Source organism: Streptomyces sp. HD (assembly GCF_028369295.1).
GTDB lineage: Bacteria > Actinomycetota > Actinomycetes > Streptomycetales > Streptomycetaceae > Streptomyces.
Genome location: NZ_JAQMYP010000012.1, coordinates 81,436 through 104,194 on the forward strand (window position 1 = coordinate 81,436; position 22,759 = coordinate 104,194).

The 22,759-nt window shown below is 70.7% G+C and carries 26 protein-coding genes; 17 read left to right on the plus strand and 9 right to left on the minus strand.

Translation table 11 applies throughout. The features are described 5' to 3' along the window. Both POF73_RS14365 and POF73_RS14370 read left to right on the plus strand, forming a co-directional pair. A complete protein-coding gene (locus POF73_RS14365; RefSeq protein ID WP_272115130.1) occupies positions 1-333 on the plus strand; it encodes a DUF952 domain-containing protein in 333 nt (110 codons plus the stop codon). Then, entirely contained in the window at positions 330-560 is a 231-nt protein-coding gene (locus tag POF73_RS14370; protein ID WP_272115131.1) for a hypothetical protein, read from the plus strand. The genes POF73_RS14365 and POF73_RS14370 overlap by 4 nt, the downstream gene beginning before the upstream one ends. Before the next feature lie 59 nt (positions 561-619). Here the strand turns inward: POF73_RS14370 and POF73_RS14375 are convergent, their stop codons facing one another. After that, complete coding sequence (locus POF73_RS14375; protein ID WP_272115133.1) at positions 620-1,414, minus strand: VOC family protein; 795 nt, start codon at positions 1,412-1,414, stop codon at positions 620-622. A 125-nt stretch (positions 1,415-1,539) separates the two neighbouring features. Between POF73_RS14375 and POF73_RS14380 the strand changes: the two genes are divergently transcribed. Together POF73_RS14380 and POF73_RS14385 are read left to right on the plus strand one after the other, a co-directional pair. Continuing rightward, positions 1,540-2,694, plus strand: coding sequence for an inorganic phosphate transporter (locus tag POF73_RS14380; protein ID WP_272115134.1), 1,155 nt, complete (start codon positions 1,540-1,542; stop codon positions 2,692-2,694). 34 nt (positions 2,695-2,728) lie between these two features. Then, entirely contained in the window at positions 2,729-2,962 is a 234-nt protein-coding gene (locus tag POF73_RS14385) for a hypothetical protein (RefSeq protein WP_272115135.1), read from the plus strand. A 134-nt stretch (positions 2,963-3,096) separates the two neighbouring features. On the opposite strand, the gene POF73_RS14390 is transcribed toward POF73_RS14385, so the two are convergent. Next, on the minus strand, positions 3,097-4,536 hold the full coding sequence (locus tag POF73_RS14390) for a glycosyltransferase family 39 protein (RefSeq protein WP_272115136.1): 1,440 nt from the start codon (positions 4,534-4,536) through the stop codon (positions 3,097-3,099). Between the two features lie 366 nt (positions 4,537-4,902). After that, a complete protein-coding gene (gene sodN / locus POF73_RS14395) occupies positions 4,903-5,298 on the minus strand; it encodes a superoxide dismutase, Ni (protein WP_007491258.1) in 396 nt (131 codons plus the stop codon). A 145-nt stretch (positions 5,299-5,443) separates the two neighbouring features. Between sodN and sodX the strand changes: the two genes are divergently transcribed. Further along, complete coding sequence (sodX, locus tag POF73_RS14400; RefSeq protein WP_272115223.1) at positions 5,444-5,878, plus strand: nickel-type superoxide dismutase maturation protease; 435 nt, start codon at positions 5,444-5,446, stop codon at positions 5,876-5,878. Here sodX and POF73_RS14405 read toward each other — a convergent pair. Then, the gene (locus tag POF73_RS14405) at positions 5,782-6,411 is read right to left on the minus strand and encodes a CGNR zinc finger domain-containing protein (protein ID WP_272115137.1); all 630 of its coding nucleotides are present in this window, start codon (positions 6,409-6,411) and stop codon (positions 5,782-5,784) included. The two genes, sodX and POF73_RS14405, sit on opposite strands and share 97 nt — an antisense overlap. Positions 6,412-6,510: 99 nt before the next feature. On the opposite strand from POF73_RS14405, the gene POF73_RS14410 reads away from it, so the two are divergent. The 3 genes from POF73_RS14410 (at position 6,511) to POF73_RS14420 (ending at position 8,631) form a co-directional block, all read left to right on the plus strand. Then, complete coding sequence (locus tag POF73_RS14410; RefSeq protein WP_272115138.1) at positions 6,511-7,284, plus strand: class I SAM-dependent methyltransferase; 774 nt, start codon at positions 6,511-6,513, stop codon at positions 7,282-7,284. A 148-nt stretch (positions 7,285-7,432) separates the two neighbouring features. Next, positions 7,433-7,921 (plus strand): SigE family RNA polymerase sigma factor, encoded by a 489-nt coding sequence (locus POF73_RS14415; protein ID WP_272115139.1) that lies wholly within the window; start codon positions 7,433-7,435, stop codon positions 7,919-7,921. Further along, positions 7,918-8,631 carry a hypothetical protein gene (locus tag POF73_RS14420; RefSeq protein WP_272115140.1) on the plus strand — a complete coding sequence of 238 codons (714 nt, stop codon included), beginning with the start codon at positions 7,918-7,920 and terminating at the stop codon, positions 8,629-8,631. Before POF73_RS14415 ends, POF73_RS14420 begins: the two co-directional genes overlap by 4 nt. A gap of 61 nt (positions 8,632-8,692) precedes the next feature. Here the strand turns inward: POF73_RS14420 and POF73_RS14425 are convergent, their stop codons facing one another. The 3 genes from POF73_RS14425 to POF73_RS14435 are packed head-to-tail and all read right to left on the minus strand — an operon-like array spanning position 8,693 to position 11,384. Further along, entirely contained in the window at positions 8,693-9,454 is a 762-nt protein-coding gene (locus tag POF73_RS14425; RefSeq protein WP_272115141.1) for an amino acid ABC transporter ATP-binding protein, read from the minus strand. After that, positions 9,451-10,392, minus strand: coding sequence for an amino acid ABC transporter permease (locus POF73_RS14430; RefSeq protein WP_272115142.1), 942 nt, complete (start codon positions 10,390-10,392; stop codon positions 9,451-9,453). Before POF73_RS14430 ends, POF73_RS14425 begins: the two co-directional genes overlap by 4 nt. 32 nt (positions 10,393-10,424) lie before the next feature. Then, positions 10,425-11,384, minus strand: a complete 960-nt coding sequence (locus tag POF73_RS14435; protein ID WP_272115143.1) for an ABC transporter substrate-binding protein — start codon at positions 11,382-11,384, stop codon at positions 10,425-10,427. A gap of 648 nt (positions 11,385-12,032) precedes the next feature. Between POF73_RS14435 and POF73_RS14440 the strand changes: the two genes are divergently transcribed. From POF73_RS14440 to POF73_RS14455, 4 genes are all read left to right on the plus strand, one after another. Next, the gene (locus POF73_RS14440; RefSeq protein ID WP_272115144.1) at positions 12,033-13,256 is read left to right on the plus strand and encodes an NAD(P)-dependent malic enzyme; all 1,224 of its coding nucleotides are present in this window, start codon (positions 12,033-12,035) and stop codon (positions 13,254-13,256) included. A 196-nt stretch (positions 13,257-13,452) separates the two neighbouring features. Continuing rightward, the gene (locus POF73_RS14445) at positions 13,453-14,415 is read left to right on the plus strand and encodes a zinc-binding dehydrogenase (RefSeq protein WP_272115145.1); all 963 of its coding nucleotides are present in this window, start codon (positions 13,453-13,455) and stop codon (positions 14,413-14,415) included. 125 nt (positions 14,416-14,540) lie between these two features. Further along, complete coding sequence (locus tag POF73_RS14450; protein ID WP_003997975.1) at positions 14,541-14,750, plus strand: helix-turn-helix domain-containing protein; 210 nt, start codon at positions 14,541-14,543, stop codon at positions 14,748-14,750. Next, complete coding sequence (locus POF73_RS14455) at positions 14,750-15,313, plus strand: Clp protease N-terminal domain-containing protein (protein ID WP_272115146.1); 564 nt, start codon at positions 14,750-14,752, stop codon at positions 15,311-15,313. Before POF73_RS14450 ends, POF73_RS14455 begins: the two co-directional genes overlap by 1 nt. Positions 15,314-15,533: 220 nt before the next feature. Here the strand turns inward: POF73_RS14455 and POF73_RS14460 are convergent, their stop codons facing one another. Both POF73_RS14460 and POF73_RS14465 read right to left on the minus strand, forming a co-directional pair. After that, a complete protein-coding gene (locus tag POF73_RS14460) occupies positions 15,534-16,586 on the minus strand; it encodes a PadR family transcriptional regulator (protein ID WP_272115147.1) in 1,053 nt (350 codons plus the stop codon). 1 nt (position 16,587) lies between these two features. Next, entirely contained in the window at positions 16,588-17,652 is a 1,065-nt protein-coding gene (locus POF73_RS14465) for a DUF4097 family beta strand repeat-containing protein (protein WP_272115148.1), read from the minus strand. 169 nt (positions 17,653-17,821) lie between these two features. On the opposite strand from POF73_RS14465, the gene POF73_RS14470 reads away from it, so the two are divergent. The 5 genes from POF73_RS14470 (at position 17,822) to POF73_RS14490 (ending at position 22,756) form a co-directional block, all read left to right on the plus strand. After that, positions 17,822-18,664 (plus strand): hypothetical protein, encoded by an 843-nt coding sequence (locus tag POF73_RS14470; RefSeq protein ID WP_272115149.1) that lies wholly within the window; start codon positions 17,822-17,824, stop codon positions 18,662-18,664. 93 nt (positions 18,665-18,757) lie between these two features. After that, the gene (locus POF73_RS14475; protein WP_128557595.1) at positions 18,758-18,937 is read left to right on the plus strand and encodes a DUF6104 family protein; all 180 of its coding nucleotides are present in this window, start codon (positions 18,758-18,760) and stop codon (positions 18,935-18,937) included. 378 nt (positions 18,938-19,315) lie between these two features. After that, entirely contained in the window at positions 19,316-19,672 is a 357-nt protein-coding gene (locus POF73_RS14480) for a CU044_2847 family protein (protein ID WP_272115150.1), read from the plus strand. Next, positions 19,669-21,621 carry a VMAP-C domain-containing protein gene (locus POF73_RS14485; RefSeq protein ID WP_272115151.1) on the plus strand — a complete coding sequence of 651 codons (1,953 nt, stop codon included), beginning with the start codon at positions 19,669-19,671 and terminating at the stop codon, positions 21,619-21,621. The genes POF73_RS14480 and POF73_RS14485 overlap by 4 nt, the downstream gene beginning before the upstream one ends. A 136-nt stretch (positions 21,622-21,757) precedes the next feature. Further along, positions 21,758-22,756: an AAA family ATPase gene (locus tag POF73_RS14490; RefSeq protein WP_272115152.1), complete on the plus strand. Its 999-nt coding sequence runs from the start codon at positions 21,758-21,760 to the stop codon at positions 22,754-22,756. Positions 22,757-22,759: the final 3 nt, after the last annotated feature.

Consider the following 22,759-nt stretch of genomic DNA (forward strand, 5'->3'; position numbering starts at 1 on the left):
ATGCCCGAACACACGTACATCCTGCACATCACCGAACGCTCCCTGTGGGACGCGGCCCGCGAGCGCGGCACGTACGAGATGTCGACGCGTGGTCGCACCCTCCAGGAGGAAGGCTTCATCCACTGCTCGACCCGCGCCCAGCTCCCGACCGTGGCCGCCTTCCTGTACGGCTCCTACGACGGCCCCGACGAACTGGTGGTGCTGGTCGTGGACCCGGCACGGCTCGACGTGCCGCTGAAGTACGAGGAGCCGGAGCCCGGGAGCGAGGAGTTCCCGCATGTGTACGGGCCGATCCCGGTGGACGCGGTGGTGGCCGTGGAGCCGTGGAGGTGACGGGACGACGCCGGTTATGGCGGTGGGGCGTGGTCGCGTGGGTGATCGTCGTGGCCGTCGCGGGCGCCGCGACGCTCTGGCTCCAGGACTCGGCCGAACCGCCGGGACCGTACAGCTGGCAGGAGGCCAGTCCGTCGGCCACGCTGCCGGAGGGGTGGGAGTCGGCCTGCGCGGACGCCACGCCGGATGAGAACGGCCAGAAGCTCTGCTTCATCAGGACGCGCTAGACGACGTGCTGGACAGGGCCGGGTGGCCGGGGGGCTGGGTGGTCGGGTCGGCCAGTGGCCTAAGGGGTCTGGGGCCGGGGCAGTCCGCCCGTCTCCGGGTCCCGTCCCGTCAGGCAGTACACGCCGCCCGCCGGGTCGCGCATCACCGTCCAGTGGGCGCCCCGGGTGACGAAGGTCGCGCCCAGCTCCTCGTGCCGGGCGCGGGTCGCCGCGATGTCCGCACAGGCCAGGTCCAGGTGGGCGGAGGCACGCCGCTCCTCACCTGGCCGCTCCCCACCGGGCCGCTCCCCACCTGTCCCCTCCTCGCCGAGCCGCTGGAGCAGGATGCGGACCGGCATCCCGGGCGGCGGCTTGAGCACATGGAACTCGGGGAGGGAGCCCGGCGCCGACTCCCAGCCGTCCAACAGGGCGCTCCAGAAGGCGACTTCGGCGCCGTAGAGCGACGGCGGTACGTCGACGCAGACCTGGTCGAGCCGGCTGCCGTGCACCACGGGCGGGCGCACCGACTCCCCGTGCCAGGGCACGGCGCAGAACAACTGCCCGGCCGGCGACCGCAGCACTGCCCACCCCTCGTGCTCGGCGGCGACACCCGCGCCCAGCCGGAGCGCCGACTCCACGCATTCCGGTACGTCGTCCACGGCGAGGTCGAGATGCGCGCCACCGGCGCCCGAGTCGACCCCCTGCGCCTTGACACAGGCGTCGGCCCCGCCGCCGGGCAGCAGGGTCACGAACTCGCTCTTCGCGCCGCGGAATCCGGACAGCCGGGTCTCCGTCACGGCGGCCCAGAAGGCGTGGGCCCGGCCGAAGGACGCTGCGGGGCGGTCGATGAAGGCGTACGTCCAGCGGATGGTCATGGGGCGATCGTAGATCCGTTCACCATGCCCCATTCGTATAAATCTTACGATTCAAGCGCGTGCTCCTGGGACATGCTTTGCCGTCAGTTCCCCGTTTATTGGCCGACCCTTGTTTGCATTGGGGAATGGACCACATCACGTTCCTGGTGGCGGTCGTCATCGTGACGGCCCTCGCCTTCGACTTCACCAACGGATTCCACGACACGGCGAACGCGATGGCCACGTCCATCGCCACGGGGGCGCTCAAACCGAGAACGGCCGTGCTCATCAGCGGCATCCTGAACGTCGTCGGCGCCTTCCTGTCCACCGAGGTCGCCAAGACGATCTCCGGTGGCATCGTGGACGACACACTCGTCACACCGGGCATGATCTTCGCCGGTCTCGTCGGGGCGATTCTGTGGAATCTGCTCACCTGGCTGGTCGGGCTGCCGTCCAGTTCGTCGCACGCGCTGTTCGGCGGGCTGATCGGGGCCGTCTGGGTCGGTGCGGGGGCCAACGGCGTGCACTTCGACAAGGTTGTCGAGAAGGTGCTGATCCCGGCGGTGGCCTCGCCGCTCGTGGCGGGGATCGCGGCACTGCTGGCCACCTACCTGGCGTACAAGGTCACCGCTCGCGCCCGCAAGGAGTCCGTCACCAAGGGCTTCCGCGTCGGTCAGATCGCCTCGGCCTCGCTCGTCTCCCTGGCCCACGGCACGAACGACGCGCAGAAGACGATGGGCGTCATCACACTGACCCTGATCTCGGCGGGCGCGCTCGGCCATGACGCGGGCCCGCCCCTGTGGGTCATCGTCTCGGCCGGTCTCGCCATCGGTCTCGGCACCTACCTCGGCGGCTGGCGGATCATCCGCACGATGGGCAGGGGCCTGACGGAGATCCAGTCCCCGCAGGGCTTCGCCGCCGAGACGGCGTCCACGACGGTGATCCTCACCTCGGCCCACCTGGGGTTCGCCCTGTCGACCACGCAGGTCGCCTCCGGCAGCATCCTCGGCGCCGGGCTCGGCCGCCGTCTGGCGGAGGTCCGCTGGGGCGTCGCCGGCCGCATGGTGGTGGCCTGGCTGGTCACCCTGCCGGCCGCCGCGCTGGTCGGTGGTGTCTCGGCGAGCGTGGTCACGCACGGCGGCAACATCGGTACGGCCGTGGTCGCCCTGGTCGGCGCCGCCGTCGCCGCCGGCATCGTGTTCGCCTCGCGCCGCAACCCGGTGTCCGCCCACAACGTCAACGACGACCACGAGGTCACGATCCGTGGCACCGAGCCGGCCAAGGTCGGCACGGCCGCCTGAGACACAGCCGCCCGAGACAAGGGAAGTTCGCATCATGAGCCTCGACTGGACCGCACTCGGCCAGGTCGCCGCGGTGAGCCTCGCCGTCACGGTGGCCGTGGTCGCCGTCTTCGCCCTCGGCGTGCTGGGCCTGGCCCGCCACGAAGGGGCGCGCGCGGAGGGCGACGGCACGTCCACCCTCGGCTTCGCCCAGGCGGGGCTGTGTTTCCTGGCCTGCGCGGCCGTGGTGGCGTACGGGATCTATCTGATCGTGCCGCAGTTCCACTGAGTTCCACTGACAGACCCACAGACCCACAGACCCACAGACCACGACAGACCGAGAGACCGACAGACCGGCAGGCAGACCGACTGAACCGACGGATCGGCGAAGGCGTCTTTGGCCAGGGCATCAGAGGTCAGGCATCAGGCGTCCTTCGCCGGCTCCACCCGCTCGTACACCGTCACCCGCCGCCCGCGGACCTGTTCGTCCGCCACCACCGTGAAGTGCTCCTGCAGTACGGCGGTCTTCGCCTCGTCCCGCTCGTTCGACACCGGCCGGGCCACGTCGGGCGCGTCGGTGACCAGCAGTATCCGGTGCTGCGCCAGCATCGCGGACCGTATCCGGGCCGGATCCGCCTCCTCGCCCTTCAACGTCCCCGACGCCACGGGGCTCTGCGCCAGCGCTATGTCCCGCAGGCCGGTGAAGTGGCCGGGGGAGACGAGCGCGGTGTCGCGCCGGGCCGCAGGCAGGAACACCACCGCGTCCCCGCCCTCCTTGAGCCGCCGTACGTCCTCCGCTATCGCCAGGACGTCGTCCACCCGGCTGGCCGGGGACCGCTTCGCCAGCGCCTGTGGCAACAACGCCGCCACCGCCACGGCGACCACCGCCGGGACGAGCCACAGCGACGCCCTGGGGAACCTGGGCCGGGTCGCCCGTACGGCAGTCCCCAGCGCCGTACCGATCAGCAGGGCCAGACCGAGCATGCTGAACAGGACGTAGCGGTCCAGGAAGAGCGGCCGGAACAGGGAGAGGCCGAGGAGGCAGAGCTGCGGCACCGCCAGCAGCGGCAGCGCCACGGCCGCCACCGACAGCCGCTTCTCGCGCGGCCGGTCCAGCAGGGCCCCGAGGCCGCCGAGGGCCAGCAGGATCGCCGGGCCGATCAGCATGTGCCAGGTCAACGGGGGGATCCAGGAGACCTGGTTGGACTGGCGGCGGCTGAACAGGATCAACGGCGCCACGGCCGCCACCGCGAGCGTCGCGGCCACGGCCCAGCGCACCCGGGTTCCGCGCCGGGCCCGCGTCCACAGCAGGGTCGCCAGGTGCGCGGGCAGGATCAGCAGCGACAGCCAGTTGAGCAGCCCGCACACCGCGACCGTGCCCGCGTAGGCGGCCCAGTGCCGGGTACGGCCACGCCCCTGAAGGACGGTCACCAGGAGCAGCGTCGAGATGCCGGCCCCGGCCGTGACGAGCGCGTACGGGCGGCCCTCCTGCAGATAGAACTGCACGGCCGGAAGCAGCCCGAACGCCAGCCCTCCCGCCAGACCCGCCCAAACTCCGGCCAGCCGCCCGCCGATGACGGTGACGCAGGCCGCCGCCACCGCCGTGGCCAGCACGGAGGGCAGCCGAAGGGTGGTGGTACCGGCCCCGAAGCACTCGAAGAGCCCGTGCATCAGCAGGTAGTAGAGCCCGTGTACGGCGTCGACCTGCCCCAGCATGTGCCAGATGTCGGCGGCGGACCGACCGGCCACCTGCCAGGTCGCGGCCTCGTCCCGCCACACGCTGTCCTGCCGGGAGAGCCCCCACAGGCCGAGGGCGAGGGTCCAGAGCACGGGGATCGGCCAGAGGGGCGGGCGGTGCCTCAAGCGAGCGTTCTCCAAGGGATCGACATCCGGTCCGGCGGGGGCCGGGCCGCCGGTGATGTGATCTCACTCGCCCGCTGTCACAGGGCACACCGAAAACCGCCTCGACCGCAAAGGTCGAGACGGGATCTGAGTACCGCTCAGCTTCCCCCGAGAGCCCACCGGTTCTGGAGTGCACATGACCAGGTGGACACGCCAGAACCTACGTGACGTGAACAACCCGCGGCCACCGAGGACCGCGTGAACACAATCACCGCGAACCGAGGGAACCTCACGCCCGCCAAACCGTCCGGGTACGCCGAAGGGGCCCGACCGGCGAACCGGGCGAGCCCCTTCCGAGGTTCAGGAGAACGACGAGAACGCCTTGGGTCAGGCCTTCTTGGTCTCCCAGAAGATCTTGTCGATCTGGGCGATGTAGTCCAGAGCCTTCTGACCGGTGGCCGGGTCGGTCGAGCCCTTGGCGGCCGAGAGGGCCTTCAGGGCGTCGTTGACCAGCTGGTGCAGCTCCGGGTACTTCTCGAAGTGCGGGGGCTTGAAGTAGTCGCTCCAGAGCACCGAGACGTGGTGCTTCGCGAGCTCGGCGCGCTGCTCCTTGATGACGGTGGCGCGCGCCTGGAAGTGCGGGTCGTCGTTGGCGGCCATCTTTTCCTGCACGGCCTTCACCGACTCCGCCTCGATGCGGGCCTGGGCCGGGTCGTACACGCCGCAGGGCAGGTCGCAGTGCGCGCTGACCTTGACCTTGGGGGCAAACAGGCGGGAAAGCATGGAGCATTCCTTCCTCGTGATCGTCTTCTCAGGTGGGACATTACTCCCTGCAAGACGGGTTTTCGCGAGTGCCCCCATGGGCTTAGGACAAAAGTCCAGGGTCAGACTGAGACTGGTGGAGGACCGTACCGGGGAGGTGCCGGGGATGCCGGAGTTGTCGCAGGAGACCGAGCGCGGGCGCGCGGGCCGGCCCTTCGGGTGGGCCGAGGTGACCGGGCCGTCGATGGTGCCCACGCTGTACCACGGCGATCTGCTCGTGGTGGTGCACCGGGGCCGCATCAGGGCCGGCGACGTCGTCATCCTGCGCCATCCGTTCCAGCAGGACCTGCTCGTCGTCAAGCGCGCCGCGGAGCGGCGTGAGAGCGGATGGTGGGTGCTGGGGGACAACGCCTACGCCGGGGGCGACAGCACCGACTACGGGGTGGTGCCGGACGAGCTGATCCTGGGCAGGGTCCGGCTCCGGTACCGGCCGCGCAAGCCGGATCAGCGATCGCCGTTCGCGCTTGCCCGGTGGGCGCTGTCGGCCGTGCGGCCGGTGTTCGCCGACCGGTCGGCCGCCAGGCGTTTGCGGGCCCGGTAGGCGGCCACGTTGGCGCGGGTCGCGCAGCGGTCCGAGCAGTAGCGCCGGGAGCGGTTGGTGGACGTGTCCAGGTAGGCGTTGCGGCACGGGCTCGCCTCACACAGGCCCAGACGGTCCACGCCGTACTCGGTGAGGTGGAAGGCCAGGCCCATCGCCGCGATCGCCGCGTAGCCCGCGGTCGCGTTCGACGGATGGTCCGCCAGGTGCATGTGCCACAGGGGGCGGCCGTCGTCGTCCCGGAAGTCGTGGCCGGAGATCTGCGGGCTCACCGGGAACTCCAGCAGAAGCGAGTTCAACAGGTTCACGGCCAGTGCCTCGTCGCCCTTGTCCGCCGCCTCGAAGACCGCCCGCAGCCGTGCGCGGACCGAGCGGAAGCGGGTGACGTCGGCGTCGGTGGCGCGACGGCCCGCCTCCTGGCTGACGCCGAACAGATCGCGGACGGCCTCGACCGAGGTCAGTGAGTCCTTGCCCCGGGCCGGGTCCTCGCTGTTGACGAGTCGTACGGCGTAATCCGAGTAATAGGCCAGTTCCACTTGTAGTCCTTACGGAGGCGTTCTATGGTCGTGGTGCGGTCGGGTAACAGCTGATCGTGCTTCCAGGGTATTACGTGACGTGCGCTATGGAGGGGCTCGATGACGGACACGGACATCACCACCACGACCGGAGCCGACTGGGCTGCCTGGCAGCAGAGCTGGGACCGGCAGCAGGAGTGGTACATGCCCGACCGCGAGGAACGCTTCCGGATCATGCTCGACATGGTCGAGGCCCTCGTCGGCCCCGCCCCGCGGGTGCTCGATCTCGCGTGCGGCACGGGAACCATCACCGCCCGGCTGCTCGACCGGTTCCCCGACGCCACCAGCACCGGGGTCGACCTCGACCCGGCGCTCCTCGCCATCGCGGAGGGCTCCTTCGCGGACGACGAGCGGGTCTCCTTCGTCACGGCCGACCTCAAGGACCCCGACTGGCCGGCGAAGCTGCCGTACGACTCGTTCGACGCCGTCCTGACCGCCACGGCCCTGCACTGGCTGCACCGTGAACCCCTCGCGGCCCTCTACGGTCAGGTCGCGGAACTCGTCCGCGACGGCGGTGTCTTCCTGAACGCGGACCACATGATCGACGAGACGACGCCCCGGATCAACGCGGCCGAGCGTGTCCAGCGCCACGCCCGTATGGATCAGGCCAAGGCGGACGGCGCCCTCGACTGGTCCGAGTGGTGGCAGCTGGCCGCCAAGGACCCGGTCCTCGCCGGGCCGACGGCCCGCCGCTTCGAGATCTACGGCGAGCACGCCGACGGCGACATGCCGTCCGCCCAGTGGCACGCGAGCGTGCTGCGCGAGAAGGGCTTCGGCGAGGCACGCCCGGTGTGGTGCTCACCGTCGGACACGCTGCTGCTCGCGCTGAAGTAGGGCGCCGGGGGCCACGTCCTCGTGGCCGTACGGCGAGCTGGAGGCGGTACGAGAAATTCGTACCGCCTCCACTGCGTCCGGCAAGGCCTCCCGCCGCACTGGAAGGAGTGAGACGGTCCCTACCGGAAGGGGCGGGAGAGGGGGCGGGATGACGGGGGGCGCGGAAGCGTCACTGCATGCCTTCGTCGAGGGCAGACGGACGGCCCTGTTCCGCAGCGCCTATCTGCTGTGCGGCAACCGGGACGAGGCGGAGGACCTCGTCCAGACCACGCTGGTCAAGGTCGTCCTCGGCGCACGCCGGCACCCGCACCTGGACAACCTCGACGCCTATGCGCGCAAGACGCTGGTGAACACCTTCATCGCCGCCCGCCGGCGTTTCTGGCGGCGCGAGCAGGCGTACGGCGAGCTGCCGGACGTGCCGGAGCGGTCGGTGGACAACGACACCGGCGTCATGGTCCGGGCCGCCCTCGCACAGCTCGCGCCCAAGCAGCGGGCCGTGCTCGTGCTGCGCTACTGGGAGGACCTCAGCGTCGCCGACACCGCCGAGTTGCTCGGCATGCGGGAGAGCACGGTCAAGAGCCACACGGCGAGGGGGCTCGCGGCACTGCGGGCCGCGGTGCGGGAGGAACACGTATGAGCGGGGACGACGTCAGCGAGGTGCCGTGGGCGACGGAGCTGCTGGGGCGGGCCCTCAGGGGTGTTGCGATGCCGTCCGGTCCCGGTGCGGACGCGGTGTTCGCGCGGGTGGCGCGGATGCGGTGGCGCCGGCGGGGGGCGGTCGCGGCGGCCGTGGCCGCGGTGAGCCTGACGGCCGGGATCGGGGCGCTGCCGGGGAACGGCCGGGAGCCGGCGGGGATCGCGGACCCGCAGCCCGGATCCAGGGTGGACCGGCTGGCGAAGCTGCTGCCGCCCGGAACCGGCAGGATCCGCGAGGTCCGGCACGTCGTGGGCGAAGGGCCGTACGACGGGGTCTACGCGGTCTACAAGGACGGCGGCGTCGGGTATCTCAACTTCCAGGTCCTCCCGGGCCGGCGGGAGGACTGGCCGGTACCGCTCGGGGAGCACTGCTCGTCGTACGTCCCCGGGACGGCGGCGACCTGCGTCCCCGAGACACTGCCGAACGGCGATCAGCGCGAGTCCACCGAGCTGGCGCGGGAGATCCGTAGCGGTGGCCGGACATGGGAGCCCTTTCGTGCCGTGCGGCTCTTCACGCAGGGCTACACGGTCATGATCAAGGCCGGCAGCGGGTTCGACGCCAGGCGGACGCTGGGACCGGCGCTGGACGCCCCGCCGCTGACCGCAGATCAGCTGCGAGAAGTGGTGACGGCGCCACAGCTGTTGCCGTAGGCCGAGCACATGGTGAAGGGGCGGTACGAGGATCTCGTACCGCCCCTTCACCGTCGTACCGTCAGAGCACCTTGGACAGGAACGCCTGCGTCCGCTCGTGCTGCGGGTTGGTCAGGACCTCGCGCGGGTCGCCGGACTCGACGACCACGCCGCCGTCCATGAAGACCAGGCTGTCGCCGACCTCGCGGGCGAAGCCCATCTCGTGGGTCACGACGACCATCGTCATACCGGACTCGGCGAGGTCGCGCATGACGTCGAGGACGTCACCGACCAGCTCCGGGTCGAGGGCCGAGGTCGGCTCGTCGAACAGCATCAGCTTCGGGTCCATCGCCAGCGCACGGGCGATGGCGACGCGCTGCTGCTGGCCGCCGGAGAGCTGGGAGGGGTAGTTCCCGGCCTTGTCGGCGAGGCCGACTCGGTCGAGCAGTTCCTTCGCGCGCTCCCTGGCCTGGGCCTTGCTCACGCCCTTGACCTGGATCGGCGCCTCGATGACGTTCTCCAGCGCCGTCATGTGCGGGAACAGGTTGAACCGCTGGAACACCATGCCGATGTCCCGGCGCTTCACCGCGACCTCGCTGTCCTTGAGCTCGTACAGCTTGTCGCCCTTCTGGCGGTAGCCGACCAGCTCGCCGTCGACGTACAGCCGACCGGCGTTGATCTTCTCCAGGTGGTTGATGCACCTCAGGAAGGTGGACTTGCCGGAGCCGGAGGGGCCGATGAGGCAGAAGACCTCGCCGGACTTCACCTCCAGGTCGATGCCCTTGAGCACCTCGACGAGCCCGAAGGACTTGTGGACGCCTTCGGCCTTCACCATGGCGGTCATGCGGCACCTCCCGCCGACGAACGGTTCGACAGGGACAGCAGGTTCGCCCTGATCTTCTGGAACGGGGTCGCCGGCAGGCTGCGGCTGGAGCCTCGGGCGTAGTACCGCTCCAGGTAGTACTGGCCGACGCTGAAGATCGACGTCAGCAGCAGGTACCAGGCCGCGGCCAGGAACAGCATCTCGGCGGGGGCGCCGGAGGTCTGGCCGATGTCCTGGGCGACGCGCAACAGCTCGGAGTACTGGACGACCGACACCAGCGAGGTCGTCTTCAGCATGTTGATGACCTCGTTGCCCGTCGGCGGCACGATCACGCGCATCGCCTGCGGGATGACGATCCGGCGCAGCGTCTTGCTGTGGCTCATGCCCAGCGCGTGCGCCGCCTCGGTCTGGCCCTCGTCGACCGCGAGCAGACCGGCACGGCAGATCTCCGCCATGTACGCGGCCTCGTTGAGCCCCAGGCCGAGCAGCGCCGTCAGGAACGGGGTCATGAAGTCCGACCACTCGTTCTTGTAGATCGGGCCGAGGTTGATGTACTCGAAGACCAGGCCCAGGTTGAACCAGACGATCAGCTGGACCAGGACCGGTGTGCCGCGGAAGAACCAGATGTAGAACCACGCGATGGACGAGGTCACCGGGTTCCGCGACAGCCGCATCACCGCGAGCATGATGCCGCCGACGATGCCGATCACCATGGACAGGACGGTCAGCAGGAGGGTCTTGCCCACACCGCTGAGGACGCGGTCGTTGAAGAAGTAGTCCGGGATCGCACCCCAGTTGATCTTGCCCTGGGAGAACGCGTACACGACGGCGCCCAGCAGGGCGAGCGCGACGACGGCGGTGACGTACCGCCCGTAGTGACGGACCGGGATGGCCTTGATGGCCTCCGGGCCGGCCGGCGGGGTGTCCGCCGGCCCGTCCGTCTTGTTGATCTCAGTCACGGATATTGCCTTTCAGTGCCCGCTGCGCGCGGTCACTTGCCTCCGTTGATGGTGGCCTCGGTCACGGAGCCGTCCTCGACGCCCCACTTCTTGATGACCTTCTCGTACTCGCCGTTCTTGATGATGGCGTCCAGCGCGGCCTTCAGCGCGTCACGCAGCTGGGTGTTGCTCTTGGCCACCGCGATGCCGTACGGGGCGGCCTCGACCTGCTCGCCGACCAGCTGGAAGTCGTTGCCGCCGCCGGAGGTCTTCACGGCGTACGCGGCCACGGGGAAGTCGGAGGAACCGGCGTCCGCACCGCCCGCGCGCAGGCGGGTCTGGGCCTGCTGGTCGTTGTCGAAGGACTCGATGGAGATCGTCTTGCCACCGGTGCACTTCTTCGCCTCGCTCTTGGCGAGGTCCTCGGAAGTCGTGCCGCGCTGCACGACGATCTTCTTGCCGCACAGGTCCGACCAGGTCTTGATGTCGGTGTTCTTGCCCTTCTGGGTGTAGATCGAGACACCGGCCGTGAAGTAGTCGACGAAGTCGACGCCCTCACCGACCTTCTTGCCCGTCTCGGAGTCGATGCCCTCCTGACGGTCCTTGGTGTCGGTCATCGCGGACATCGCGATGTCGTAGCGCTTGGAGCGCAGACCGGTGATCAGGCTGTCGAAGGTGCCGTTCTCGAACTCGAACGTCACACCGAGCTGCTTGCCCATGGCGGCGGCGAGGTCGGGGTCGATGCCGACCGTCTTGCCGGAGCTGTCCTTGAACTCGACCGGCGCGTACGCGATGTCCGAGCCGACCTTGATGACTCCCTTGTCGCGGATCGCCTGGGGCAGCTTGTCGGCCAGCGGGGCGCCGGCCGTGGCGGTGTCGGTGCTGTCCGAGCCGCCGCCCTTGGTCTGGTCACCGCAACCGGTGAGCATCAGAGCGCCTGCGACCGCGATCGCACCTACCGCGGCTGCCCTGGAGCGCGCGGCGGAGGTACGGCGGGTGGAGCGTGCGGTCATGGTGGGTTCCTCCGGCGGATGGGTGGAGTTGCCGATGGGGCCGGCACCTGCCGATGGGCGGCAGGTGCCTTGGTTTCGTAGGTCGACGGGAACACACGCCTTCGAGTGTCGCGACCCCGTGTGATTACGGCATCTTGCCATTCGGACTGAGCCATTCAGGGCGCCCGCCATGTCAAAATCGGATAACGGGTTACCCCCGAAACCGCATCAGGCCGGTACATCACGACCGGACCTTCTACGGGAATCCTTGCTTCCGGCCGAAGGATCTTCGGTGCCGCTCGGAATGCGGACCGGGCATGTGCCGGGTTTGCGGTCTTCGGTTGTCTTTCGCGGCTTGTGATGTTGATTGTCCACTTATCCGGCCATGAATCACAGCGGTTTCGCCGTCGGGTCGTGTCCGATTCGTGTCATCGCGGCCGGGCGTTTCCCTTGCCGTCGTGTGATCTTGCACGTATTGGACTCGTCGTCGGTACCGTCCGTCCGGTAAGAAGGTTCTTTACACCCCTCATCCGGGGCTCAGGGCGCGTGTGCGGCGCGCCCATCGCGCATGACCCGTACGCATCAACAGATCGGGGCATGTGCGGTCCCGCCCACCCCTCACCAGGAGTGGCCACCCTCAACCAATGAAGATTTAAGGGGTAAAACAAAGTGGCAGCGGAGATCGTCAATCCTCGAAGCGACAGCAATACGGATCAGGAGGCCGGGGGCGAGCCCCTGGATTCCTTCGATCCGGCGTTCGCGCTGCACCGCGGCGGCAAGATGGCCGTGCAGGCCACCGTGCCGGTGCGTGACAAGGACGACCTGTCCCTCGCATACACACCCGGCGTGGCGCGCGTGTGCACCGCGATCGCCGAGCAGCCGGAGCTCGTCCACGATTACACGTGGAAGTCGTCCGTGGTGGCCGTGGTCACCGACGGCACGGCGGTGCTCGGGCTCGGGGACATCGGTCCGGAGGCCTCCCTTCCCGTGATGGAAGGCAAGGCGATTCTGTTCAAGCAGTTCGGCGGCGTGGACGCGGTCCCGATCGCGCTCGACTGCACGGACGTCGACGAGATCGTCGAGACGGTGGTGCGACTCGCCCCGTCCTTCGGCGGCGTGAACCTGGAGGACATCTCGGCACCGCGGTGCTTCGAGATCGAGCGCAAGCTCCAGGAGCGGGTCGACATCCCGGTCTTCCATGACGACCAGCACGGTACGGCGGTCGTGACGCTGGCGGCCCTGCGGAACGCGGCGCGGCTGAGCGGGCGGGCCATCGGGGATCTGCGGGCCGTCATCTCGGGCGCGGGCGCGGCCGGCGTCGCCATCGCGAAGATGCTGATCGAGGCCGGTATCGGTGATGTGGCCGTCGCGGACCGCAAGGGCGTCGTCTCGGCCGACCGGGACGACCTGACGTCCGTCAAGCGCGAGGTCGCCGGGTTCACCAACAAGGCCGGCATCACCGGGTCGCTGGAGGCGGCTCTGGAGGGTGCGGACGTTTTCATCGGCGTCTCCGGCGGTACGGTCGCGGAGGCGGCGGTGGCTTCGATGGCGGAGGGCGCGTTCGTCTTCGCCATGGCCAACCCGAACCCCGAGGTGCACCCCGACGTCGCGCACAAGTACGCGGCGGTCGTGGCCACCGGGCGGTCGGACTTCCCGAACCAGATCAACAACGTGCTGGCGTTCCCCGGAATCTTCGCCGGGGCGCTGCAGGTGCGGGCCTCCCGGATCACCGAGGGGATGAAGATCGCCGCCGCTGAGGCGCTGGCGGGTGTGGTGGGGGACGACCTCGCCGCGGACTACGTCATCCCGTCGCCGTTCGACGAGCGGGTCGCTCCGGCGGTCACCGCGGCTGTCGCCGCTGCGGCTCGCGCGGAGGGCGTCGCTCGGCGCTGACGCGTGGAGCCTGCCTGCTGAATGGCCCCGCCCGGGTGGGCGGGGCCATTTCTTTACCTTGGGGCGGGGCTGTCCGGGTGGTTTCGTGTGCGTCCCGTTCAGGTGCCCGGCCCCACACCGGTCCCTTTGGCAACAGGGCGTGTCTCACAAGGCCGCGTGGTTCCGTCGGGCGGTGGGGGAGCCTATCGTCAAGGTCATGTTCGCCGTCTATGCCGCCCGAATCGACCGCGACCAGCCGCTTTCCGGACTGGAGTTGGGGGAGCGGCCGGCCCCCGAGGTCCGTCCCGGCTGGAGTGCCGTCAACGTCAAGGCCGCCTCCCTCAACCATCACGACCTGTGGTCGCTGCGGGGCGTGGGCCTCGCGGAGGACAAGTTGCCGATGATCCTCGGATGTGACGCCGCCGGCGTCGACGAGGACGGCAACGAGGTCGTCCTGCATTCCGTGATCGGGCAGAGTGGGCACGGGGTGGGGCCCAAGGAGCCGCGCTCCATTCTGACCGAGCGGTATCAGGGCACGTTCGCCGAGCAGGTCGCCGTGCCGACCTGGAACATCCTGCCCAAGCCCAAGGAGCTCTCCTTCGAGGAGGCCGCCTGTCTGCCCACCGCGTGGCTGACGGCCTATCGGATGCTGTTCACCAATGCCGGGGTGCGGCCCGGTGACTCCGTGCTGGTGCAGGGGGCCGGCGGTGGGGTCGCCACGGCGGCCATCGTGCTGGGGAAGGCCGCCGGACTGCGTGTCTTCGCGACCAGCCGGGACGAGGCCAAGCGCAAGCGTGCCCTGGAGCTGGGGGCCGTGGAGGCGGTGGAGTCGGGGGCTCGGCTGCCGCAGCGGGTCGACGCCGTGATCGAGACCGTGGGTGCCGCCACCTGGTCGCACTCCGTCAAGTCGCTCAAGCCGGGCGGCACGCTGGTCATTTCCGGTGCCACCAGCGGTGACCGGCCCTCGCATGCCGAGCTCACCCGGATCTTCTTCCTGGAGCTGAAGATCGTCGGGTCGACGATGGGGACCAAGGACGAGCTGGAGGATCTGCTCTCCTTCTGTGCCGCCACCGGTGTGCGGCCCGTCATCGACGAGGTGCTTCCCATGGACCGGGCCCGGGAGGGCTTCGAGCGCATGGAGTCCGGGGAGCAGTTCGGGAAGATCGTGCTCACCAACTGACGGTTCTTTCGGTCGTCGGTACTTTCCGTACTTGTGGCGGGTCCGGGGTTTCGATACCTCGGGCCCGCCCTTCTGTTTGTCAATCAGGGTTGACGTCTACCCGTGTGTCAACTTACGTTGACATCATGACCGAAGCAACAGACCTTGCCGAGCGGGCTGGTGATCGCGATCCGCGGGTCGGGCTGCGGGCCGTTGCCGCGTTGCGCCGGCTGCTGGAGCAGTTGGAGGCGGTGCAGGTGCGCAGTGCGCGCAATCAGGGGTGGTCCTGGCAGGAGATCGCCGCGGAACTCGGGGTCAGCAGGCAGGCCGTGCACAAGAAGTACGGGAGGCGTTGATGTTCGAGCGGTTCACGAAGGATGCCCGTGCGGTGGTGACGGGTGCCGTCGAGCAGGCCGAGAGGGGTGGGGCGCAGACCGTCGATGCCGAGCACATGCTGTTGGCGCTGCTCGATCGCGAGGGGAGCCGGGCCTCGTTCGCGCTCGGCGCGCTCGGGGGCGGGCAGTGGCTGGAGTCCGTGCGGAGTGCGTTGGGCGAGGCCCGGCGGCGCGGCGGGCTGTCGCAGGCCGAGGCCGATGCGTTGGCCGGGTTGGGGATCGATGTGGGGGAGATCGTCGCCCGGGTGGAGGAAGTGCACGGGGCCGGGGCTTTGTCCGGCGACGCCAAGGACAAGGGGTGGTGGTCGGGGCGGCGGTCGTTCGGCCGGGGTGCCAAGGACGTGCTGGAGCGGGCGTTGCGTATCGCCGTCGCCCGCCGGGACCGGCACATCGGCGACGAGCACATCCTGTTGGCCCTCGTCGGCCGTCCCGGTGTCGCGGCCGAGGTGCTTGCCGATCACGGCGTGACCCATGAGTCCGTCACTCGCGTGCTGTACGGCGGGGGAGAGGCCAAGGCCGGTTGAGGGCCTGGAGAGGGCCCTGGGGGCCTGGGCGGCCGGATACCGGGCGCCCAGGGCCGACCGGATACCGGGCGCAGGTGGGCTGGGCGCGGCGAGAAACTCCAGCGTTGGGTACTGGTGGGTGCGTTGACCGGCGTGCCGCCGGCCGTGCCGGGGGGGGCGTGCGTGCCGGGGCCTGGGCAGTGCGGGGGACGTCGTGGCCGTACTGCCCAGGGGGCCGGGGTCACGCCTTCGGGGTGCGCAGTAGTGCTCCGATGTGGGCCGCCGCTGTCGACAGGTGGCGTCGGGCGTCCAGGAGTTGGTCCGCTGTCACGCCGTGGTCCCTTGCCGCGTCGCGGATGTCGTCGCGGAAGCGGTCCAGCAGGCGGTCCAGGTCACGGGTCGGGTCGCCGGTGGGGGGCTCGTGGGCCCAGGTGGGTTCGTAGTCGGCGGGGAAGTCTTCGGGGGTGTCCGAGTAGTCGGGGTCGTGCTGCGGCGACTTGGGCGGGGTGCCCTGGCGGCCGAAGCCGAAGTCCCTGCCCAGCCCCTTCCCGTAGTCCTTGCCGAAGTCGCCGAACTCCTTGGCCAGTTCCGTCAGGCCCTCCCGGACCCCCGTCGGCCAGTCGCCGCGGGCGAAGTGGTCCTGGACTTGGTCCTGGACCCGGCGGGCGATGCGCTGGACCTCCTCCTGGGCCTGGGCGCGGGCGCGGTCCTGGGCCTCCTTGGCCTGGCGGCGGGCGCGCTGCGCCTCCTCGCGGGCGCGGCGGCTCTCGTCCTTGGCGCGGCGGGCCTGCTCCTTCCACTCCTGCTTGGCGCGGCGCATCTCCTCCTTGGCGGCGCGCCACGCCTCCTTGTCGGTGTACTCCGAGAAGTCACCGAAGGGTGTGTCCGCCTTGGCGCCGGTGCCCTTGCGGGCCTCGGACGCCGCCGCGCGCATCTCGCGCCGCAGATCGCCCGCCGCGCCGCGCACATCGGCCCGGATCTCGGCGGCGAGTTCGGCGACCGACTCCCTGATCTCCAGCTCCAGGTCGGCCAACTCGCCGCTGCGGTCGGCTAGTTCGGCGCGGCCGGCGTCCGTGATGGCGTACACCTTGCGGCCGCCCTCGGTGGTGTGGGTGACCAGGCCCTCGGCCTCCAGCTTGGCCAGGCGGGGGTAGACGGTGCCGGCCGACGGTGCGTACAGCCCCTGGAAGCGCTCTTCGAGGAGGCGGATCACCTCGTAGCCGTGGCGCGGGGCCTCGTCCAGCAGCTTCAGCAGATACAGACGGAGGCGGCCGTGGGCGAAGACGGGGGGCATGTCAGAGCACCTTCTTGTCGGTCGTGCCGTCGGCCGGGGTGGCGGTGGAGGCGTCGGCGGCTTCGGCGGAGCCGTTGCCGTGGTCGTCGCTCGCCGTGTCGCCCTGGCCGGAGACGGAATTGTCCCCCGAGGTGTGGTGCGTGCCGGTCACCGGGGTGGCCGGTGAGTCCTTCGGTGAGGTGCCGGATGTCTCGCCCGGTCCGCCCTGGTCCTTGGCCGGTTCGGGCTCCTCCCAGGCCTCCGCCTCCCACGGCTCCTCCTCCTTGGGCGGGCGGCGCAGCAGGGCGATCGAGCCGGAGACCGTCGTCGCCCGGAGCTTGCCGGTGCCGGCACCCAGCCGGCCGGTGATCTTGTGGGCGCCCCACTGGCCGTGGACCCGGAGGTCCTCGAAGGCGTTGGAGATCGTGCCGCTCGCGGTGTTCGCCTCGACGTCGGCGTCCGCCGGGGCCGGCAGGCGGATGGCGATCTCGCCGGAGACGCTGGTCAGCCGGATGTCGGTCGGGCCGTCCGGGTCGAGGTCGACGATCATGGAGCCGCTCACGGAGTCGGCCTTCACGGACGAGCCGGAGCCCTCGACGACCGTGAGATCGCCGGAGACCGAGTTGAAGCGGAGGTCGCCGGTGACGGACTGTGCCTCCAGATTCCCCGAGACGGTGTCGGCGCGCACCGGGCCGGACAGGCCGACCAGGGTCGTGTCGCCGGTGACGCCCTTGACGACCGACGGGCCCTGGATCCCGGAGACCACCGCCCCGGCGCCGACCACCCCCACCTCGACGCGGGTGTCGGCCGGCACCGCCAGGGAGACCACCGCGCTGCGCCGCCAGCCCTTGCGGTCGAGCCACTTGAGGAAGCCCTTCCAGGGCAGGTCGTCGTACGCCACCGTCAGTGTGCCGCCCTGTTGGGTCACGATCAGGGGCGGGCCCTCGATCTCGGAGACCTCCAGGCGGGCGGAACCTTCTTCCGTCCCCACGACGTTCACAGTGCCGTTGACGATGCGGACCTGGAGCTCGCTCACCGGCTCGTCGAAGGCGAGCTTCCTGGGCTCTGCTACGGACCACTCGGACATGGTGCGGACCTCCTGGGCGACCGGACACGGCCGCACGGGCCGGACCTGAACACGACACGCCATATCGCGTCTTCCGTAAAACACGATATATCGCGGGCACGGAAAGTCAAGCACTCGTTCTGGTGATCACAAATCACCTGAGGTGGACAAAACGGCCTAGCGTGTTGGCATGCCGACGGAAGAGTCCAGGACCGCCCGCCGGGACCGCCCCACCCCGGGCGCCCTGCTGCTCTGCCGGGCCGAGCCCGAATCCGTCGCCGCCGCGGCCCAGCTGCTGCGCGAGCACATGCTCCTGGTGCCGGCCGGCGGGGAGTGGAGCGTGCTCGTGCCCGAGGGCCGGCCCTGGCAGGAGGGCGGCGAACCGGTCGACCGCGTCCTCACGGGCTGGGCCACCGCCCTCGCCGTCGGGGGCACCTGGCCCGTGCTCGCCCTCTGGTGGGACGCCGACCGGGCCGGATTCACCCTCGCCTCCGGCTTCCGCCGCCCGGTCGGCTACATCTGGCTCACCAACGGCACCCCGGCCGGCGAGAACGAGGCGATGCACACCTTCGCCGGCCGGCTCGGCCTCGACCCCGTCCTGGACATGCAGTCCCTCGACACGCTGACCCGCCCCGACGGCGCGGCCGACGCGCGGGCACGCATGCGTGGCCTCGTCGCCGTCCTCACGCGCGCGGGTGTCGCCCTGCCGTCCGGCCTCACCCCCGGCGACAGCGCCGACCGCCTCCACGAGGCCGCCCGGCTCCAGCCGCACGTCCGGATCGAGTGGCCGGGCTGGCGCGAGGCCTTCCTCGCAGAACTCGACGCCGTGGAGGGCGGCCGCCTCGTCCCCTGGCTGCCCTGGGCGGGCGGCCCCAGGGCCAACGCCGTCGCCCTCGCCCAGGTGGCGGTCGGTCTGCCCCTCACGGTCTGGGGCCTGTGGCGCCGCAGCGGTGGCTGGACCGCCGCGGGCGCGGTGCTGCTGGCGAACGGCGCGCTGGGGCTGGCGTACGGCCTCACCCACGTACCCGACTGACGGCCGGGGAAGCGCCGGGCCGGTGTCGGCCGGCGCGGCATACCCTGAGGGAGTAGGTCCCAGGGCTTGTCCCGTCAGTCTCAGGAGCAAGAGTTGTACTTCACCGACCGTGGCATCGAGGAACTGGAGAAGCGGCGCGGCGAGGAGGAGGTCACCTTCGAGTGGCTCGCCGAGCAGCTGCGCACGTTCGTCGACCTCAACCCGGACTTCGAGGTACCGGTGGAGCGGCTGGCGACGTGGCTGGCCCGCCTGGACGACGAGGACGAGGACTAGGGCCCGTCCGGCGGATCAGGCCGGCTACAAGGAACCTTTGCGGACCGGCCGACCCGAGCGGGGTCTGGTGCGTGCAGCTGCAAGGTGGAGGAGGGCGGCGACGCGATGGGGGTCTCCGCGAGAGGTTGTTCGAGCGTGGGGGAGTCTGCAACCGACGACAACGCGGCCGGGGGTCCCCTCTGGGGGAGCGCGTGCCAGCCCCCGCGACGTCGGCATGATCCGCCGGACAGTCCTAGGGGGCTGCCGCTGGATCTCCGTGGCGTCGCGGCCCTCCCCGCATAGTCCTGCAACCAATCTGGGTATTAGCCTCGTCGCTGTTCAAGTGGGCGCCGCCCGAAGCCGGTTGGCCGGGCGGCCGGGCTCTGCGGGGGGATCGGGATGAGTCACATCCAGGACATCGAGCTGCCGGGCGGCGCGGTGGTCACCGCACGGATCGGCGCTGCCGACGCCTACGACGACCAGGAGGACGTCGGTTTCACCGAGGCCGCGACGGCGAAGGTCGAGCAGCTCCAGGAGCTGATCAGGGCCGTCGGCGGCAGCGTGCTCGACGCGGCCCGGGAGGTCAGGCCGGACGAGGCGTCCATCACCTTCGGCGTGGAACTGACCGCCAAGGAGGGCCTGGCGGTCGCCGTGCTCGCGCGCGGGGAGGCCAAGGCGTCCCTGGAGGTCACCCTCACCTGGCAGTTCGATCGCGGGAGCGCGGGGGAGGGCGACCGGAGAGCGGTCGGCGCATGAGCGAGCACGACGACCGTCTCTTCGAACTGGTTCGGGCCGCCACCGTCCATCTGCTCCCCGCCGGCGGCAAGGACAGCCCCCTGTGGGGCAGCGGTTTCTTCGTCGCGCCCGGCTGGGTGCTGACCGCCGCCCATGTGCTGCGCCCGCACCTCGCGGCGGACCGCACGACCGTGTTCCGGGTGCGCGGCGAGGGCATCGACGCCGAGGCCCGTCTCGCCGAGTGGCTGATCACCGACCCGCGCAGCCCCAAGGTCCCGCTGGCCGAGGACCTGGCCCTGGTCCGGCTGACAGGCGAGCACCTCCACGAGTGCGTATGGCTCACCGACCGTGCCGCCCGCCACACCGGTGCACTGAAGGCCTGCGGCTACTACCCCGGCCCGCCCGAGGCCCACTTCCGCATCGTGGACGCCTGGATCAACGGCCACGAGGACACGTACGGCCTGATCATCAAGTCCGACATCGACATCCCGAGCGGGATGTCGGGCGGCCCGCTGCTCGACCCGGAGACGGGCGCCGTCGTCGGACTGATCAAGTCGCGGCGCAAGGACAAGGACGGCGGCAAGGCGGTGGCCGTCGCCGCGCTGCGCCGGTTCGGCGAGACCTACCGCACGGTCATGGCCGCCCACGACCGCTGGCACGGCGAGGAGCCGATGTCGGAGAGCGGGGACAACTGGATCGAGCTCCAGCGCGGGTCGGCCGACGGCCAGGGCGCGGTCTGGACGCCCCGCGACCGTCGCAAGGCGCTCGCCCTCCTCGCCGCGCTGCCGCCCCCGCCCGACGAGCCCACCGTCAAGGTCATCGCCAAGGTGGCGCGCAGCGGCAACCAGTGGCCCGGCGCCACACCCGAGCTGCGGACCTGGCGCGACGGCCACGGCCTGCTCTACGAGGGCACCGCACCGCTCGACCCGCTCACCTTCCTGCGCTACCTCAGGCTCGTCGAGGCCCACGCCCGCGCCCGCGACTCCGGCAGCCCCCTCCTCGCCGGGTGGATCGACGAACGGCTGCGCCGCGACACCCGCCGCTACCTGCACGCCTACGCCCGCGACGTCAGCCTCCCCGGCGAACTCCGGCCACCCCCCGAGGCCGCCGGCCCGGAGCGCGTGGTGATCTCCTACCCCGGCCCCGGCGAGGGCCCCGTCGTGGCCCTGCTCCTGGACCCGGTGATCGGCGCGCAGCCCGTCCGGTTCTTCTGGCAGATCTGGTACGACGACGGCGACGGCCTGCCCGAGGTCCACGAGACCGACGCCTCCGTGCACGGATACCGGCCCGACGAACTCGTGCAGGCGCTGCGCGTCCCACTGGGCGGACTACTGGAGTCCAAGGACCGGGAGGGGCACCCCGTACCGCTCGAAGTCGCGCTGCCCGCCGAGTACTTCGACACCGCCGTGCACCGCTGGCGGTTCGCGGACATCGCCGCGCTGAACGACCCCGGGCACCTGGGCGCACGCCGCCGCCTCGTGCTACGCGCCCTTGAGCGCCGGGGAGAACCGGACAACCTCTGGGCCGACCGCTGGCAGAGCATGACGGCCGGGCGGCGCTTCCAGGGCTGGCGCATCCCCCCGCCGGGCGTCGTCGACGCCACCGGCTACCGCACCGCCGCACTCGACCGCATCCCCGTGATGTGCCGCCCCGCCGGACAGGGCACCGGGCGCGTCGCCATGAAGCACGCGCTGAGCGGCGGCCACTCCGTCGCGCTCTGGCACATCGGCCCGCACCCGGAGCGCGGCGCCTGCCTGCCCGAGTGCGACGCGCTGCACGCGCGCGTGGAGAAGTTCCTCGAAACGCTCGGCTCGCTGGCCGAACTCCCCGACCGGCTGCGGCACGTACGGCAGGACATCAGCGAACAACGCCCCGACAGCACCTGGGCCGAACCGCTCGCCCTGCTCTACGACGATCCGCGCAGGCCTCTGCCGGGAGAGGAGAGCGAAACGGTGGACGCGCCGCTGTGAACAACATCGACAACTGGCCGAAATCGCCGGTGTACCAAGGCAGTTCCGGGTATGTTCCCAGGGGCCCGTTGCGGGCGCACGACGCTCCCGTCGGCCAGGACGTGGACCACCACCGACCGTCGACGAGGAGCGCGCCATGAGCGAGTGGTTCATCTACCGGGGGATCGGAGAACCGGATCCGGCCAGGATCGCCGAGCTGCCGGGTCCACCGCCCTGGCGCCAGTTCGACGCCCCGCCCGTCGCCTACGAGGTCCCGGAGCTCGACTCCGTCACCCACCGCAGGCTCGGCGAGCGCACCGTCCCGCTGCCCGTCCAGGACCCCGACGCCCTCGAACTCGTCAACGCCGCCCTGTATCTGCGCCGCCCGCTGCTCGTCACCGGCGAACCCGGCGTCGGCAAGTCCACGCTCGCCCACTCGGTCGCCTACGAACTCGACCTCGGCCGGGTCCTGGAGTGGCCCGTCGTCAGCCGCAGCGAACTGCGCGACGGCCTCTACACCTACGACGCCATCGGCCGCCTCCAGGACGCCCAGCTGCCCGCTGAGGAAGGCGCCCAGGACATCGGCCGGTACATCAAGCTGGGCCCGCTCGGCACCGCCCTGCTCGCCGCCGACAAGCCCCGGGTGCTGCTCATCGACGAGCTGGACAAGAGCGACATCGACCTGCCGAACGACCTGCTCAACGTCCTGGAGGAAGGCCGTTTCGCCATCCCCGAGCTGGAGCGCATCGCCGACCGCACCCCGGAAGTGCGGGTCCTCACCGACGACGGACGCCGGGTGACGGTGACGGGCGGTCAGGTGGGGTGCCGGGCCTTCCCGTTCGTCATCATGACCAGCAACCGCGAGCGCGAGTTCCCGGCCGCCCTGCTGCGCCGCTGCATCCCCCTCGACCTGAAGGCCCCGCGCGACGAACGCCTCGCCGCCCTCGTCCAGGCCCACTTCGGGCAGGGTGCCTACGACGCCAACCGCGATCTCGTCGACCAGTTCACCCGGTCCGAGGCGGACGGCGCGCTGCGCCCCACCGACCAGCTGCTGAACGCCATCTTCCTCGCCCAGCACGCCGCCCGGGACGCGGGCCGGCGCCGCGAGGAGATCTCGGAACTGCTGATGCAGCCCCTCGACCACGGGCCCCGGTAGCCG